The 14,400-nt window shown below is 75.0% G+C and carries 15 protein-coding genes and 2 pseudogenes; 9 read left to right on the top strand and 8 right to left on the bottom strand.

Annotated elements, in window-relative coordinates; translation table 11 throughout:
• Positions 1-43 precede the first annotated feature (43 nt).
• A pseudogene (locus tag C6N75_RS32230) lies at positions 44-307 on the top strand (hypothetical protein); the annotation flags it as partial.
• Positions 308-374: 67 nt separating this feature from the next.
• A pseudogene (locus C6N75_RS11265) lies at positions 375-806 on the top strand (VOC family protein); the annotation flags it as partial.
• Between the two features lie 85 nt (positions 807-891).
• Here C6N75_RS11265 and C6N75_RS11270 read toward each other — a convergent pair.
• Complete coding sequence (locus C6N75_RS11270) at positions 892-1,578, bottom strand: peptidyl-tRNA hydrolase (RefSeq protein WP_258177354.1); 687 nt, start codon at positions 1,576-1,578, stop codon at positions 892-894.
• Between the two features lie 70 nt (positions 1,579-1,648).
• On the opposite strand from C6N75_RS11270, the gene C6N75_RS11275 reads away from it, so the two are divergent.
• Complete coding sequence (locus tag C6N75_RS11275) at positions 1,649-2,317, top strand: AIM24 family protein (RefSeq protein ID WP_105868732.1); 669 nt, start codon at positions 1,649-1,651, stop codon at positions 2,315-2,317.
• Positions 2,318-2,358: 41 nt separating this feature from the next.
• Entirely contained in the window at positions 2,359-2,613 is a 255-nt protein-coding gene (locus tag C6N75_RS11280; RefSeq protein ID WP_105868733.1) for a hypothetical protein, read from the top strand.
• 12 nt (positions 2,614-2,625) lie between these two features.
• Here the strand turns inward: C6N75_RS11280 and C6N75_RS11285 are convergent, their stop codons facing one another.
• Positions 2,626-3,477, bottom strand: coding sequence for a polysaccharide deacetylase family protein (locus tag C6N75_RS11285; RefSeq protein ID WP_407703212.1), 852 nt, complete (start codon positions 3,475-3,477; stop codon positions 2,626-2,628).
• 209 nt (positions 3,478-3,686) lie between these two features.
• On the opposite strand from C6N75_RS11285, the gene C6N75_RS11290 reads away from it, so the two are divergent.
• Positions 3,687-4,907, top strand: coding sequence for a cytochrome P450 (locus C6N75_RS11290; RefSeq protein ID WP_105868735.1), 1,221 nt, complete (start codon positions 3,687-3,689; stop codon positions 4,905-4,907).
• 21 nt (positions 4,908-4,928) lie between these two features.
• On the opposite strand, the gene C6N75_RS11295 is transcribed toward C6N75_RS11290, so the two are convergent.
• From C6N75_RS11295 to zapE, 6 genes are all read right to left on the bottom strand, one after another.
• The gene (locus C6N75_RS11295; protein WP_105868736.1) at positions 4,929-6,089 is read right to left on the bottom strand and encodes an oxygenase MpaB family protein; all 1,161 of its coding nucleotides are present in this window, start codon (positions 6,087-6,089) and stop codon (positions 4,929-4,931) included.
• A 34-nt stretch (positions 6,090-6,123) separates the two neighbouring features.
• Positions 6,124-7,188: a polyprenyl synthetase family protein gene (locus tag C6N75_RS11300; protein WP_105868737.1), complete on the bottom strand. Its 1,065-nt coding sequence runs from the start codon at positions 7,186-7,188 to the stop codon at positions 6,124-6,126.
• Positions 7,178-7,456 (bottom strand): polyprenyl synthetase, encoded by a 279-nt coding sequence (locus C6N75_RS11305; protein WP_105868738.1) that lies wholly within the window; start codon positions 7,454-7,456, stop codon positions 7,178-7,180. Before C6N75_RS11305 ends, C6N75_RS11300 begins: the two co-directional genes overlap by 11 nt.
• 146 nt (positions 7,457-7,602) lie before the next feature.
• A complete protein-coding gene (locus C6N75_RS11310) occupies positions 7,603-8,976 on the bottom strand; it encodes an alkaline phosphatase PhoX (protein ID WP_105868739.1) in 1,374 nt (457 codons plus the stop codon).
• Between the two features lie 268 nt (positions 8,977-9,244).
• Complete coding sequence (locus C6N75_RS11315; RefSeq protein ID WP_105868740.1) at positions 9,245-9,670, bottom strand: OsmC family protein; 426 nt, start codon at positions 9,668-9,670, stop codon at positions 9,245-9,247.
• Between the two features lie 35 nt (positions 9,671-9,705).
• Positions 9,706-10,758 carry a cell division protein ZapE gene (zapE, locus tag C6N75_RS11320; protein WP_258177356.1) on the bottom strand — a complete coding sequence of 351 codons (1,053 nt, stop codon included), beginning with the start codon at positions 10,756-10,758 and terminating at the stop codon, positions 9,706-9,708.
• A gap of 136 nt (positions 10,759-10,894) precedes the next feature.
• On the opposite strand from zapE, the gene C6N75_RS11325 reads away from it, so the two are divergent.
• The 4 genes from C6N75_RS11325 (at position 10,895) to msrB (ending at position 14,360) form a co-directional block, all read left to right on the top strand.
• Positions 10,895-11,686: a pyrimidine reductase family protein gene (locus tag C6N75_RS11325; protein ID WP_105868742.1), complete on the top strand. Its 792-nt coding sequence runs from the start codon at positions 10,895-10,897 to the stop codon at positions 11,684-11,686.
• A 224-nt stretch (positions 11,687-11,910) separates the two neighbouring features.
• Positions 11,911-12,429 (top strand): indole-3-glycerol phosphate synthase, encoded by a 519-nt coding sequence (locus tag C6N75_RS11330; protein ID WP_105868743.1) that lies wholly within the window; start codon positions 11,911-11,913, stop codon positions 12,427-12,429.
• 71 nt (positions 12,430-12,500) lie between these two features.
• Positions 12,501-13,901: a UDP-N-acetylmuramate--L-alanine ligase gene (gene murC, locus C6N75_RS11335; protein ID WP_105868744.1), complete on the top strand. Its 1,401-nt coding sequence runs from the start codon at positions 12,501-12,503 to the stop codon at positions 13,899-13,901.
• A 51-nt stretch (positions 13,902-13,952) separates the two neighbouring features.
• Positions 13,953-14,360 carry a peptide-methionine (R)-S-oxide reductase MsrB gene (msrB, locus tag C6N75_RS11340; protein WP_105868745.1) on the top strand — a complete coding sequence of 136 codons (408 nt, stop codon included), beginning with the start codon at positions 13,953-13,955 and terminating at the stop codon, positions 14,358-14,360.
• Positions 14,361-14,400: the final 40 nt, after the last annotated feature.

Below are 14,400 nucleotides of genomic sequence, written 5' to 3' on the forward strand. Positions count from 1 at the left end.
TTCAGCCCCGCCGATCTCCCCACCCCGCGGCCCGAATCGCCCCCTGTGTCCTGCGACGTCGCTCACACCGCCCCCTCGGCCCGGAAGCCGTCAAGCGCCCCGCGGGCGCACACGCGCCTCCGGCCGGCGCGCCTGGCCGCCCCGCCTGCCGGAGCAGCCGATCTTCTACCCGGTGCTCGACGAGGAGTCCGCCGTGCTGATCGCCCGCGACGGGAACGTGCGGCACGACGGCGCCGGCTTCGTCACCCGCTTCGAGGTGGACTCCGCCTTCCTGCGCCGCTACCCGGTCCGGCAGGCCGGCGGGCGGGCCGATCGGCGGTGACCGCCTCGCGGAGGTCGGCCACGCGGCCCGGTCCGGCTCGTTAGCATGCGCCATGGCCATCAGACTTGAGAACGTCGGCATCGCCGTCCGCGACCTCGAAGCAGCGATCTCCTTCTTCACCGACCTCGGTCTCACCGTCCTCGGACGGGACACGGTCAGCGGTGAGTGGACCGACACCGCCGTCGGTCTGGACGGCAACCACGCCAGGATCGCCATGCTCCAGACGCCGGACGGGCAGGGCCGGTTGGAGCTGTTCGAGTACCTCCACCCCGAGGCGATCGAGACGGAGCCCACGCTTCCGAACGAGATCGGGATGCACCGCGTCGCCTTCTCGGTCGACGACATCGACGCGGCCCTGGAGATCGCAGCCCGGCACGGATGCCGTCCGCTGCGCGGGGTGGCGACCTACAGGGACGTCTACAAGCTCACCTACCTCCGCGGCCCCAGCGGCATCCTGGTGATGCTCGCCGAGGAGCTGAGGAAGGAGAAGGAAGCAGGAGACCCGGCAGGAGAAGCAGCAGGAGAAGGCGGATACGGGGACGGGGGCGGGGGCTGACGGCGACCCGGGGTCAGCCGCCCGGGCTCGCCGGGGGCTCGGCCACCACGGTGCAGGAGCCGGGGGCGATCTCGGTGAAGCCGGCGTCGCGGACGAGGGGGAGGCCGGAGGCGGTGAGGGCGCTCCAGCGGGCGGGGGGCGCGGTGCGGACGGCGAGCGGGAAGCCGGCCTCGCGCCACGCCTTGCGGGCGGCCTCCGGCAGGGCGTACCAGAGGAGTTGCGCGCCGTGGCCGACCTGGGCCATCTCCTTGCCGGTGGACATCTCCAGGTCCGGGCTGAGCCAGAGCACCGCCTGCTCGGGGCCGGCCGGCGGGAGGTCGCCCTGCTCGGCCAGCTCGGTGCCGGAGACCTGGAGCTTGGCCAGCTCCCCGGGCCAGCCGTCCAGCGGCACCGGCGGGAACACCCGCACCTCGGCCGTACCGGCGGTGACGGTGAGGCCGGGCAGCGCGGCGGCCCGCCGCCACTCCGCGCCGCGGGCCCGGCGCACCACCTTGCGGATCCGGGCGTCCTGCCAGGCGCCCATCGCCTCCGCCCACTCGCCGTCCCCGAGCGAGCGGTCGTCGGAGAGGATGACCAGCACGGCGCGGGCGGCCGCCTCCAGGGCGTCGGTCCGGGCCGGCGGGGCGTCGCGCTCCAGGCGTACGACGAGCGGAAGCACGTACTGCGGAAGGGTGTCACGGGGGTCGTCGGCGCTGCTCACCCGGCCAGTCTGCCAGGCGTCCGGCGCACCGATCTTGGCGGAAGGGGTGCTTCCGGGACACCATGCCCGCATGAAGAGCGACCTTTTCGCAGCCGAGAACCTCGCCCAGCAGGCCTCCGTGCCCGGGATGTCCCTGCAAAACGCCAAGTCCGTCAAGTACACCGTCAACGGCGAGATGCACGCCCGCCAGGGCTCGATGGTCGCCTTCCGCGGCAACCTCCAGTTCGAGCGCAAGGGCCAGGGCCTGGGCGGCATGCTCAAGCGTGCCGTCACCGGCGAGGGCCTGGCGCTGATGGCGGTGCGCGGGCAGGGCGAGGCGTGGTTCGCCCACGAGGCGCAGAACTGCTTCATCGTGGACATCGAGCCGGGCGACGCGCTCACCGTCAACGGCCGCAACGTGCTCTGCTTCGACGCCACCCTGAGCTACGAGATCAAGACGGTGAAGGGCGCCGGGATGACCGGCGGCGGGCTGTTCAACAGCGTCTTCACCGGACACGGCAAGCTGGCCCTGATCTGCGACGGCAACCCGATCGTCATCCCGGTCAGTACCAACCAGCCGGTGTACGCGGACACCGACGCGGTGGTCGGCTGGAGCGCCCAGCTCAACACCTCGCTGCACCGCTCGCAGTCGGTCGGCTCGATGATCCGCGGCGGCTCCGGGGAGGCCGTGCAGCTCAAGCTGGAGGGCGAGGGCTTCGTGGTGGTGCGCCCCAGCGAGCTGGTGCCGAAGGCGGAGTAGCGGCCCGGACCTCCGGGGCGGCCGGCGGTACGCTCGGACACGTGGACGAGAGGGAGACCGAGAGGCGGACCGAGGCGGCGGAAGCGGCGGAGGCGACGGCGGCGGGCGGCGGCGGGGACTACTGCGCGGGACCCGCGGCGCGCCCCGCGCCCGCCGTGCCGGCCGCGGCCGGGGAGCCGTACGCGGCCTGTGTGCTGTGCCAGGAGCCGACCGAGTACCCGGAGTCGGTCCGCGGCATCGTGCTGTGCCCGGTCTGCGAGTGGCAGGAGGCCCAGCGCGGCGCCTGCTCCGGCTGAGCGCTCCCGAGGTCAGCGGGCGCCGGCCATCAGTTCGGAGACCTTGACGAACCGGTAGCCGCGCGCCCGCAGTTCGGGCACGATCCGGCGGATCGCCCGCTCGGTGACCGGGGCCGCGCTGCGGGTGCAGTGCATGACCACCAGCGAGCCGGGCTTGACGCCGTCCAGCACCTGCTGGGCGACGGCGTCCGCGTCGGTGGCGAAGGCGTCGCCGCTCACCACGTCCCACTGCACGGCCGTCACCTTGGCCGGGGCCAGCGCGCGCAGCGCCTCGTCGTCGTAGCAGCCGCCGGGGAAGCGGAAGTAGGGCACCACATTGCGGGCCCCGGCCGCCTTGAAGGCGTCGAAGGCGCGCCGCACGTCGCCCGCCGCCTGGTCGGCGTCCAGCCGCGGCAGCCCGTAGCAGTCGCCGGTGAAGGCGTGGTGGCTGTAGGAGTGGTTGGCGATCTCGAAGCGCGGGTCGGCGCCGATGGAGCGGGCCTGGTCCGGGTACTCCTCGGCCCACCGCCCGGTCATGAAGACGGTGGCGTCGACCTTCAGCCTGCGCAGGGTGCCGATGAGCGCCGGGTTGTCGAAGTGCTCGCCGCCGGCCGCCCGGGCCCCCTGGTCGGCCGTCATGTCGGCGTCGAAGGTCAGGGCGACCGTCTTGCCGCCCTTCGCGCTGCCCCGCGCGAAGACCGGGGTCAGCCCGCCGGGTCCGGGCGCCATGACCGGCGGCGCGGAGGGCCCGGCGGGGGCGGCGGAGCGCGGGGCGGCGGAGGGGCTGCCGGCGGCGCTCGGCCCCGCGGCCGCGGCGGGGCCGGCCGCCCCGGGGGGCGCCGTGCCGCAGGCCGCCAGGCACAGCGGCAGCAGCGGGGCCAGCACGCCGATGATCACTTTCCGTACAGAGCTGTTCACGGATCGGAATATATGATCGTCGGCTTGTATGTGCCGGGTCGGGCGGCCACCCGCGCCGCCCGCGCCTGCCGTCCGGAGTAGTCCAGCGCGATTCCCCGCCCCGTCCGGGTGATCGTGAACGGGAGCCCGCGCCCCACCGCGGCCGGGCGTCCCGCGCACAGAGGAGAGACGGACCCATGTCCGAGGACACCGCGACCCGCCCCCTGCTCGGTCCGCCGCCCGTGCGGCACTGGCCCTCGCTGGACCTCACCGGCACCGACTTCGACCCGGTGCTCGCCGAGCTGATGCGCGAGGGCCCGATCACCCGCGTCCAGCTCGCCCACGGCGAGGGCTGGGCCTGGCTGCTGACCCGTTACGAGGACGTCAAGGCCCTCGTCAACGACCCCCGCTTCAGCCGGGCCGCCGTCGCCACCGGCCAGGTCACCCGGATCGCCCCGCACTTCAAGCCCAAGCCCGGCTCCCTCGCCTTCGCCGACCAGCCCGACCACAACCGGCTGCGCACCGCCGTCGCGCCCGCCTTCACCAGCCGCGGCGTGGGCAGGCTGCGGACCCGCTGCCAGGAGATGCTGGACGAGCTGGTGGAGTCGATGGCCGCCGACGGGCCGCCCGCCGACCTCACCGCCCGGGTCCTGGAGCCCTTCCCGCTGACCACCATCTGCGAGGTCATGGGCATCCCCGAGGCCGACCGGGAACGGATGGCGGCCTGGACCCGGCAGATCGTCTCCGCCGCCGGCGCCGAGGCCACCGCCCGCGCCAAGGAGGGCATGTACGGCTGGTTCGCCGAGGAGGTCAAGGCCCGCGGCGGGGCCACCGGTGAGGACGTCGTCTCGCTGCTCGGCGCGGCGGTCGGCCGCGGCGACCTCACCGCCGAGGAGGCGATCGGCGTCGCCGGCCCGCTCCAGATCGGCGGCGAGGCGGTCACCAACAACGTCGGCAACATGTTCTTCCTGCTCCTCACCCGCCCCGCGCTGATGGAGCGCATGCGCGCCGAACCGGAGAACCGCGCCCGCTTCACCGACGAGCTGCTGCGCTACATCCCGCACCGCAGCGCCGTCGGCCTGGCCCGGATCGCCCTGGAGGACGTCGAGCTGCACGGGGTGCGCGTCCACGCCGGCGAGGCGGTCTACGTCTCCTACCTCTCGGCCAACCGCGACCCGGACGTCTTCCCCGACCCCGAGCGCGTCGACTTCGACCGCGCGCCCAACCCGCACCTGTCCTTCGGGCACGGCCCGCACTACTGCGCCGGCGCGATGCTCGCCCGGATGCAGACCGAGCTGCTGGTCGACACCCTGGTGGACCGCTTCCCCACCCTGCGCCTGGCCGTCCCGCCGGCCGAGGTGCCCTGGCGCCGCCGCACCCTCATCCGCGGCCCGGAGGCGCTGCCGGTCGCCTGGTGAGCCCGGGGCCCGGGCCCGCCCTCAGGAGACCGTGGCGGCCGGCGGCGTCCACCGCCGGGTGCGCGGCACACCGCCGGAGACGCCGTACTCCTTGCGCAGCGCCTCCGGCACGGCGTAGTGCATCACCCGCCCCCGGGTGAGCGTGGACAGCTCGAACACCGAGGTGAGGTGGCCCAGCCGGTCCAGCGCCCAGGCGCCGAACGGAGAGCGGTCCTCGATCGTCTCCAGCACCCCGAGCAGGTGCGGCACCGCCCGCACCACGGTGTCGAAGGAGGTACGGGGGACCTCCAGCCAGTCGGCGCAGGTGTCCCCGACCAGGTAGCGGATCAGGGCCGAGACGACCGGGTCGAACAAGGTCCCGGGCACCACCTCCTCGTACAGCTCGACGAGCTGCCGGGTCAGGTGCGCGCCCTCCTCGGAGGGCCCCATGTGCCGGACCATGTACAGGTCCAGGAAGGCCCGCGCCTCGGGCAGGGTCCGCGGCACGGCGTCCTGGTCGACGCCGAGCATGGCGCCGACCACCCGCCAGGCGTAGTAGTAGGCGTCCGCACCCTCCTCGGACATGTGGACGCCGAGCCGGTGCAGGCTGTCCAGCACCAGCATGGAGAAGAACATCTGGCCGCCGATCATGTCCTCCTGGCAGATCGGCGTGCCCAGCCCGGCGGTGTCCCAGCGGTCCTCCCGCCGCAGGTGGTGCCGGATGGCGGCGTGCAGCAGGCGCACCTTCTGCGCCGCCGGCACGAACCGCCCGCCCGCCTCGAAGGCGTCCGGCCGCATCAGGTAGACGGTGAACTGACCGGTCTCCGCCATCCGCTTGGACGGGTAGCTCAGCCCGTGGGTCGCCGACAGCAGCCGCGCCACGTGCGGCACCACGTAGCAGGCGGGCATGGCGGCGAAGGACAGCGCGGTGGAGATGTGCACGTTGTTGTCGGTGAAGAACAGCCGGGCCCGCTCCATCTCGTCCCAGTCCACCCAGTCCGGGGGAGCGGCGGTGGCCTCCAGGTACTCCCGGGCCACCTCCGGCAGCCCCTCCGGCAGCGGGGCGCCAGCCGTGGAGACGTACCGCATCAGGGTGTTGAACTTCCCCACCTCGCCGCGTGCGAAGAGGGTGGCCACGGTCGCGTCGGCCAGTTCGTCGCCGCGGCCGCGCAGCGCGTCCATCGAGGCGTCGGTCCAGGTCATGGGTGTGAACGGTCCTTCCGGGAGGAGGGTCGGGTCAGGACAGCCGGGTGGTGGCGGAGTGCGCCAGTGCGGTCAGCGCGGCGGCGGCCGGCGCCGGCAGGGCCAGCCCGTCCACGGCGTCGAGAGCCTGCGCCACCCGGTCGGCGATCATGGCCTCCACCCGGTCCGGCGCCTTCAGCCGGCGCATCAGCGCGCGCACCGCCCGCACCCCGTCGCCGGCCGCGTCCTTCGGGCCGGACCTCCCCAGCAGGGCGTCCAGCTCGGCCCGCTCCGCCTCGCCGGCCAGCCGCCAGGTCTCCGCCAGCAGGGCGGTGGGCCGCCGGCCGCGTACGTCGTCGGCGGCCGCCTTGCCGGTGCGCTCCGGCTCTCCGAACAGCCCCAGCAGGTCGTCCCGGAGCTGGAACGCCTCGCCGAGCGGCAGCCCGTACGCCGAGTAGCCGGCCCGCAGCCGCCCGCCCGCCCCGGCCAGCGCCCCGCCGATCAGCAGCGGCTGCTCCACGGTGTACTTGGCCGTCTTGTAGCGGATCACCTTCAGGGAGGCCGCGGTGTCCGGCACGCCCCCGGTGTGCAGGATCTCCAGGCACTCGCCGGCCACCAGGTCGCGGGCCAGCGCCGCCCACAGCGGCCGGGCCCGCCCGAGGTAGGCGGCGGGCAGACCGCTGGTGGTGAAGAGCTGCCCGGCCAGGGACATCAGCAGGTCCCCGACCAGCAGGGCCAGCGAGCGGGCCGCGTTCCCCGCCCACGGCCGGCCCCGCACCGCGGCCCGCAGGGCGACCTGGGCGGTGGGCCGCCCGTGCCGCAGCGGGCTGTCGTCGATCAGGTCGTCGTGGACCACGGCGGCCGCGTGCACCAGCTCCATCGCGGCGGCCGCCCGTACCAGCGCCGCGCTGTCCGGCTGGCCGGCCGCCCGCCAGCCCCAGTAGCAGAACGCCGCCCGCAGCCGCTTGCCGGCGGCCACGGCCGCCTCCAGCTCCCCGGCCACCGGGCCGAGGACCGGGTCGATCGCGGTCAGCCGGCCGGCCTCCTCGGCGACGAAGGCGTGCAGCACCGCGTCCACGCGCTCCCGGAAGGCGGCCGGCTCCCAGCGTTCAGCCGCCATCGACGCCCCGCCGGGCCCGTGCGTGCCGCGCCAGCACCTCCAGATGGGCCGGCGGCGGCGCCGCGTAGCGGTCCAGCACCAGCCGTCCGCGGGCGATCAGGTCGCTCTCGGCGTCCGCCGCCAGCTCCGGCCCGTCCGACCGCCGCAGCAGCCCGCGCACCGCGCCCAGCGCCGAGCCCAGCGTGCTCACCGCCAGGTCCGCCGCCCCGGCCGCCAGCAGCACCGCCCGCTCGTCCAGACGGCTGGACCGCCCGCTCTCCGTCGCCATGCCCGGCTCCCCATCGCCCGCAGGTCCGGGCGGCGCACGGTCGCGCCGCCCGTTGCAGACTCCCCGCGCCGGTGATCGCCCGAACGGCGGATACCGCCTGCGGGTGAGCGTCAGTACGGCTGTGCGGACGCGAGCGGTGCGGGACCTCAGGCGAACGGGCCGGTGACCGCGAAGGTGGTGCCGGGGGTGTAGCAGTTGACGAACATGGTGTCGCCGTCCGGGGCGAAGGTGACGCCGGCGAACTCGCCCCACTCCGGCTCCTCGGGGGTGCCGATGTTGTTCGCGCCGCGCGCCATCGCGTACACCTCGCCCCGCCGGGTCACTCCGAAGACGTGCTGCGCGCCGCCGCCGTCCTCGCAGACCATCAGCCCGCCGCCGGGGGCGAGGCAGATGTTGTCGGGCGACTCGCCGGGCAGCGCCACGCCGGTGTCCGGGCCGAAGACGACCACCAGGGTGAGCCGGCGGCGGTCCGGGTCGTACCGCCACACCTGGCCGAAGTGGTCGGCGGCCGAGCCCTCCCGGGCGCGGGCGTAGCTGGAGACGAAGTACACCGAGCGCCCGCCCCAGTAGCAGCCCTCCAGCTTCTGGGCGTGGGTGATGCCGCCCGCGCCGAAGTCCTGGAAGCGGACGGGGGTCTGCCGGGCCAGCGGGTCGGGCACCTCCACCCACTCGATCCGGTCGAAGACGGCGCCGGTCTCGCGTACGGCGGACAGGTCCGGCACGCCGGGCACGCGCATCGCCTCCAGCCGGCCGCCCGCCCGCAGCGAGCCGGTGCCGCCGCGCGGCCGGTTCGGCAGGAAGCGGTAGAACAGGCCGAACGGCTTGTCGAAGGCGTCCTCGGTCTCGTACACCACCCCGGTGTGCGGGTCGACGGCGACGGCCTCGTGCTGGAAGCGGCCCATCGCGGTCAGCGGCACCGCGCCGGTGCGCAAGGGGTCGCCGGGGTGCACCTCGAAGACGAAGCCGTGGTCCTTGGTGTAGCCGTTGACGCCGGCCCGGTCCTCGGTCTCCTCGCAGGTCAGCCAGGTGCCCCAGGGGGTGGGCCCGCCCGCGCAGTTGACGGCCGTGCCGGCGACGGCGACCCGCTCGCCGACCACCCGGCCGCGGGCGTCCAGCTCGATCGCCGTGCAGCCGCCCTTGCCCTCCGGGTCGTACGTCAGTCCGCGCGCGGTGGGCACCGGGATGCGGCCGTCGTGGCGGTTCTCGTGGTTGCGGACCAGGTGGGTGTGGCCGCGGCGGCCGGCGAAGGCGGCCATCCCGTCGTGGTTGCTGGGCACCCGGCCCTCGCCGGAGCGCAGCCGGTCGCCCTCGCGGGACAGCACCCGGTAGCGGAAACCTTTCGGCAGGTCCAGCAGGCCCTTCGGATCGGGGACGAGCGGACCGTAGCCGGTGTGGCCGCGGGCGGCGGCGGTGCCGGCGAAGAGTTCGCCGAGCGCGCCGGTGAAGGTGATCCCGGCGGCGGTGGCGCCGGTGGCGGCCAGGACCTGACGTCGCGTTGCGGACAGCCGTGGAGCGGACATGGGGCGACTCCCTGCTGGCGGATGGCTGACAGGTGGGGGACGTGACCCGCTTGTGTGTACCACGCACCATGGCGCCACGGGAACCACGCGCACCAGCGCGCCCCGCGCGCCGCCCCGGGACGGCCGCCCCCACCGCCGCCGTACCGCCGCGTGTCCGACCGGTCGCGCCGGCCGCCGGGGGCCGGGACGGCCGCACGTCCCACCGGCCGCGTCGGTCGGCGGTCGCCGGGGCCGGGACGGCGGTCCGCGCCGCCGTCCCGGGAGCGGGTCAGGCCAGTTCGGCGGTGAGGGTGATCGTGGTGCCCGACAGGGCCTGGCTGACCGGGCAGTTCTTCTTGGCGTCCTCGGCGGCCGAGGCGAACGACTCGGCGTCGAGGCCGGGCACCTCGCCGCGCACGGTCAGGTGGATGCCGGTGATGCCCTCGCCCGGCTGGAAGGTGACGTCCGCCCTGGTCTCCAGGCGGGTGGGCGGGTTGCCCGCACCGGTCAGGCCGTGCGAGAGGGCCATCGAGAAGCAGCTCGAGTGCGCGGCCGCGATCAGCTCCTCGGGGCTGGTCCTGCCGTTCGCCTGCTCGGCGCGCGAGGGCCAGGAGACCGGCTGCGAGCCGATGCCGGACGAGTCGAAGGTGACGGTGCCGGAGCCCTTGGCGAGCTCGCCCTCCCAGACCGTGTGGGCGGTGCGCGTGGTGGCCATGGTGGTTCCCTTCCTGATCGGTGAGGGCCCCAAAGCTACTGCTCCACCAGCCCCTTCGCGTCGCGCGCCAGCGCGGTGAGCCGGGAGATCGCCCGGAAGTACTTCTTGCGGTAGCCGCCGTTCAGCATGTCCTCACCGAACAGCCGGTCGAAGGGCGCCCCGGAGGCGAGCACCGGCACCTCCCGGTCGTACAGCCGGTCGGCCAGCACCACCAGCCGCAGCGCGGTGGACTGGTCGGGCACCGGGGCGACCCCGGTCAGGCAGACCGCGGACAGCTCGTCGGTCAGCGCCCCGTACCGGCTCGGGTGCACCCGCGCCAGGTGGTCGAGGAGCGCCGGGAAGGCGTCCAGCGAAGCCCCGGGCGCGGCGTGCGCGGCCGCGGTGACCTGCTCGTCGGTGTACGGGGCCGGCGCCTCGGGCAGCCCGCGGTGCCGGTAGTCCTCGCCGTCGATGCGCAGCGCCCGGAAGTGCGCGGACAGGCCCTGGATCTCGCGCAGGAAGTCGGCCGCGGCGAACCGGCCCTCGCCCAGCTTGCCCGGCAGCGTGTTGGAAGTGGCGGCCAGCGCCACGCCCGCCTCCACCAGCTTGCCCAGCAGCGAGGAGACCAGCACGGTGTCGCCCGGGTCGTCCAGCTCGAACTCGTCGATGCACAGCAGCCTGTGCCCGCTGAGGGTGGCCACCGTCTGCTGGAAGCCCAGCGCGCCGACCAGGTTGGTCAGCTCCACGAAGGTGCCGAACGCCTTGCGGGACGGCTCGGCGGGGGTGGCGTGCCACAGCGAGGCCAGCAGATGGGTCTTGCCGACGCCGTACCCGCCGTCCAGGTAGATCCCGCGCGGCCCGCTCGGCGCGGCCGGCTTGCGCCCGAACCAGCGCCGCAGGCCGCCGCCCTCGGGGGCCGCCCCGAGCCCGCCCGCGAAGCCGCTGAGCACCTTGACCGCCTCGGCCTGGCTGGGCTGGTTCGGGTCGGGGATGTAGGTGTCGAAGCGGACCCCGTCGAAACGCGGCGGCGGCACCATCTCGGCCACCAGCCTGGCGGCGGGGACGTGCGGCTCACGGGCGCACAGGGACAGCGGGGCCGCTTCGGTTATGGCACTGGACACCCTCCCCACTCTACGGCCCGCGGGGGCCGCCTCCCGCCCGGCCGTGCCCGGGGGCGCGGGGCGGCCCCCGGGCACGGCCGGGCCCCGGGCGGCACGTGGACCGCCGCGTGCCAGACTCGCTCGCATGCGACGCCTGTGCCCCGTGACCGACCGGACGCCCACCGCCGACCTGGCCCCGCGGGAGTGGGGGCCGCAAGAGCTGGCCGACGCCTACGGCTACCCGGAACCGGCCGCGGGCGGGTCCTGGCTGCGGGCGAACATGGTCGCCACCCTGGACGGCGCCGCGCAGCACGACGGGCGCTCGCAGCCGATCTCCTCCGCCGCCGACATGCGGGTCTTCGGCACCCTGCGAGCCCTGTCGGACGTGGTGGTCGTGGGCGCGGAGACGGTACGCCGGGAGGGCTACCGCCCGGCCCGCGCGCGGGAGGCGTTCGCCGCCCGCCGGGCCGCCGCCGGGCAGGGCCCCGCGCCGGCCATCGCGGTCGTCTCCGCCTCCCTCGACCTGGACTTCTCCGCCCCGCTGTTCACCGCCCCCCTGACGCCCACCCTGGTGCTGACCGGGGCCGGCGCCCCCGCCGACCGGACCGCCGCGGCCCGGGAGGCCGGCGCCGAGGTGGTGGTCGCGGGCGACGGCGCGGGCGTGGACCCGCACCGGCTGGTGCGCGAGCTGGCCGACCGGGGGCTGCGCCGCCAGCTCAGCGAGGGCGGGCCCCGGCTGCTCGGCATGCTGGTCGCCGCGGGCGTGCTCGACGAGCTGTGCCTGACCGTGTCGCCGACGATGACCGCGGGCGGCGCCCAGCGGATCGCCGGCGGCCCGGAGATCCCGGTGCCGCGCCGGTTCGAGCTGGTCTCGCTGCTGGAGGAGGACGGCTTCCTCTTCAGCCGCTACCGCCGGGGCGGCGCCGGACCGGAGTGACCGCGGGGCGTCGGGGCACTGTCACAGGGTGGTCACCAGGCCGCCGGCATCGCCGGAATCGACCGTTCCGCTTGATCTCCGGCGGGCACACTTACTCACGCGGTTCCCGTGCGCAGACGGGGAAGGATGGTTTCGGCAGAACGGCGGCGGGCGAGCGGCCCAGGCAGCGGACGGAGCCGGCCGCCGCCGCAGCAGACAGAAGCAGCAGACAGAAGGGCTTGGAAGTGTTCACGAGCGTACTGATGATCGAGAAGCCCCTGTCCGCCGTCGACGTGGAGTTCGTCACCGGCCTGCACGGGGACGAGCGGATGTCCTTCATCGTGCTCATGCAGCCGCGCGGCGACCAGGCGGTCGTCCTGCTGCGCGCCATCGACGACGTGGCGATGGGAGAGATCAAGGAGGCCGTCCGGGAGGGCGACGAGCCGGAGGGCAGAGCGGCCCGGCTGCCCGCCGAGGCCGGCCTGGAGCACTCCCTGCTCGCGCTGCGCGCGGCCGGTTGCGAGGCCGTCGGCCAGGTGGTGGAGGACCACCCCCTGGACAAGCTGAGGGCGGTGGTCGACGAGTCCGGCGCCGACGAGGTGATCGTGCTGACCGCGCCGCACTACGTGGAGGAGTTCTTCCACCGCGACTGGGCCTCCCGCGCCCGCCACAAGGTCGGCGTGCCGGTCCTGAAGCTCTTCGCCCACTCGGACGCCGACGTCCGGGGCGACGACCGCGGGGAAGGCGGGGCGGGGCCCGCCTGAGACACGGGCGGCCCGGGTACGGCATAGGCTGGCCCCCGCACGTACCCACCGCACCCCGGGGAGAGACCCACATGGCATCCGCCGTCCCTGCCGCCATGGAACGCCCGCACTTCATCGGCATCGGCGGCGCCGGCATGTCGGGCATCGCCAGGATCCTCGCCCGGCGGGGCGCCGAGGTCGCCGGCAGCGACGCGCGCGAGTCCGAGACCGCCGCGTCGCTGCGCGCCCTCGGCGCCACCGTGCACATCGGCCACGCCGCGGGCAACGTCGCCGCCGCCACCACCGCCGTCGTCGTCTCCAGCGCCATCCGCGCCGACAACCCCGAGCTGGTGCGCGCCGCCGAGCTGGGCGTCCCCGTGGTGCACCGCTCCGACGCGCTCGCCGCCCTCATGGGCGGCCTGCGGTCCATCGCGGTGGCCGGCACCCACGGCAAGACCACCACCACCTCCATGCTGGCCGTCGCCCTCACCGAGCTGGGCCTCGACCCCTCGTACGCCATCGGCGGCGACCTCGCCGGGCCCGGCACCAACGCCCGCCACGGCGAGGGGGAGGTCTTCGTCGCGGAGGCCGACGAGAGCGACCGCAGCTTCCAGAAGTACGACCCCGAGGTCGCCGTCGTCCTCAACGTCGAGCTGGACCACCACGCCAACTACGCCTCCATGGACGAGATCTACGAGTCCTTCGAGGCGTTCGCCGCCAAGATCCGCCCCGGTGGCGCGCTGGTCGTCGGCGAGCACGAGGGCGCCCGCGAGCTGGCCCGCCGGGTCGCGGCCGCCCGCGACGACCTCACCATCGTCCGGGTCGGCGAGGGCGCGGACTCCGACGCCCGGATCACCGCCGTCCAGCCGCGCGGCATGACCAGCGAGGTCACCGTCGTCCTCGACGGCGCCGAGCACGCCTTCACCGTCTCCGTGCCCGGCCGCCACTACGCGCACAACGCCGCCGCCGCGCTCGCCGCCGGCGCCCGGGCGGGCGTCGACCCCTCCGCCCTGGCCAAGGCCCTCACCGCGTACACCGGCGTCGGCCGCCGCCTCCAGCTCAAGGGCGAGGCCGCCGGCGTGCAGGTCATCGACTCCTACGCGCACCACCCCACCGAGATGACCGCCGACCTGGAGGCCATGCGCGGCGCGGTGGGCGACTCCCGGCTGCTGGTGGTCTTCCAGCCGCACCTGTTCTCCCGCACCCAGGAGCTGGGCGCGGAGATGGGCCAGGCGCTCGCCCTCGCCGACGCCTCCGTGGTGCTCGACATCTACCCGGCCCGCGAGGACCCGCTGCCCGGCGTCACCAGCGCCCTGATCACCGACGCCGCCCGGACCGCCGGCGCGGACGTCACCGACGCCCCCGACAAGGCCGCCGTGCCCGGGATCGTCGCGGGAATGGCCCGGCCCGGCGACTTCGTTCTCACCATGGGCGCCGGGGACGTCACCGACCTCGGCCCCCTGGTCCTGGCCCGCCTCGCCGACGGCGCCTGACGGGCCCGGGACCGCTGACCGGTACGCGTACGAGGGAGCAGGAGAGCACACATGGGCTACGACGTGGAGAAGACGGACGAGCAGTGGCGCGCGGAGCTCTCCCCCGAGGAGTACCAGGTGCTGCGCCAGGCCGGCACCGAGCGCCCCTTCACCGGTGAGTACACCGACACAGAGACCACCGGGGTCTACTCCTGCCGGGCGTGCGGCGCGGAGCTGTTCACCTCCGGTGCCAAGTTCGCCTCGCACTGCGGCTGGCCGTCCTTCTACGACCCGAAGGACACCGACGCGGTCGAGCTGATCCAGGACCACTCGCACGGCATGGTCCGCACCGAGGTCCGCTGCGCCCGCTGCGGCTCGCACCTGGGCCATGTCTTCGAGGGCGAGGGCTACCCCACCCCCACCGACCAGCGGTACTGCATCAACTCCGTCTCGCTGCGGCTGGAGCCCGCCGACGGCTGAGCCGCCGGCCGCGCAAATCCGTGGCGGGCCGGGCGGCGGC

This window comes from Streptomyces solincola, from assembly GCF_002982015.1.
Classification (GTDB): domain Bacteria; phylum Actinomycetota; class Actinomycetes; order Streptomycetales; family Streptomycetaceae; genus Streptomyces; species Streptomyces solincola.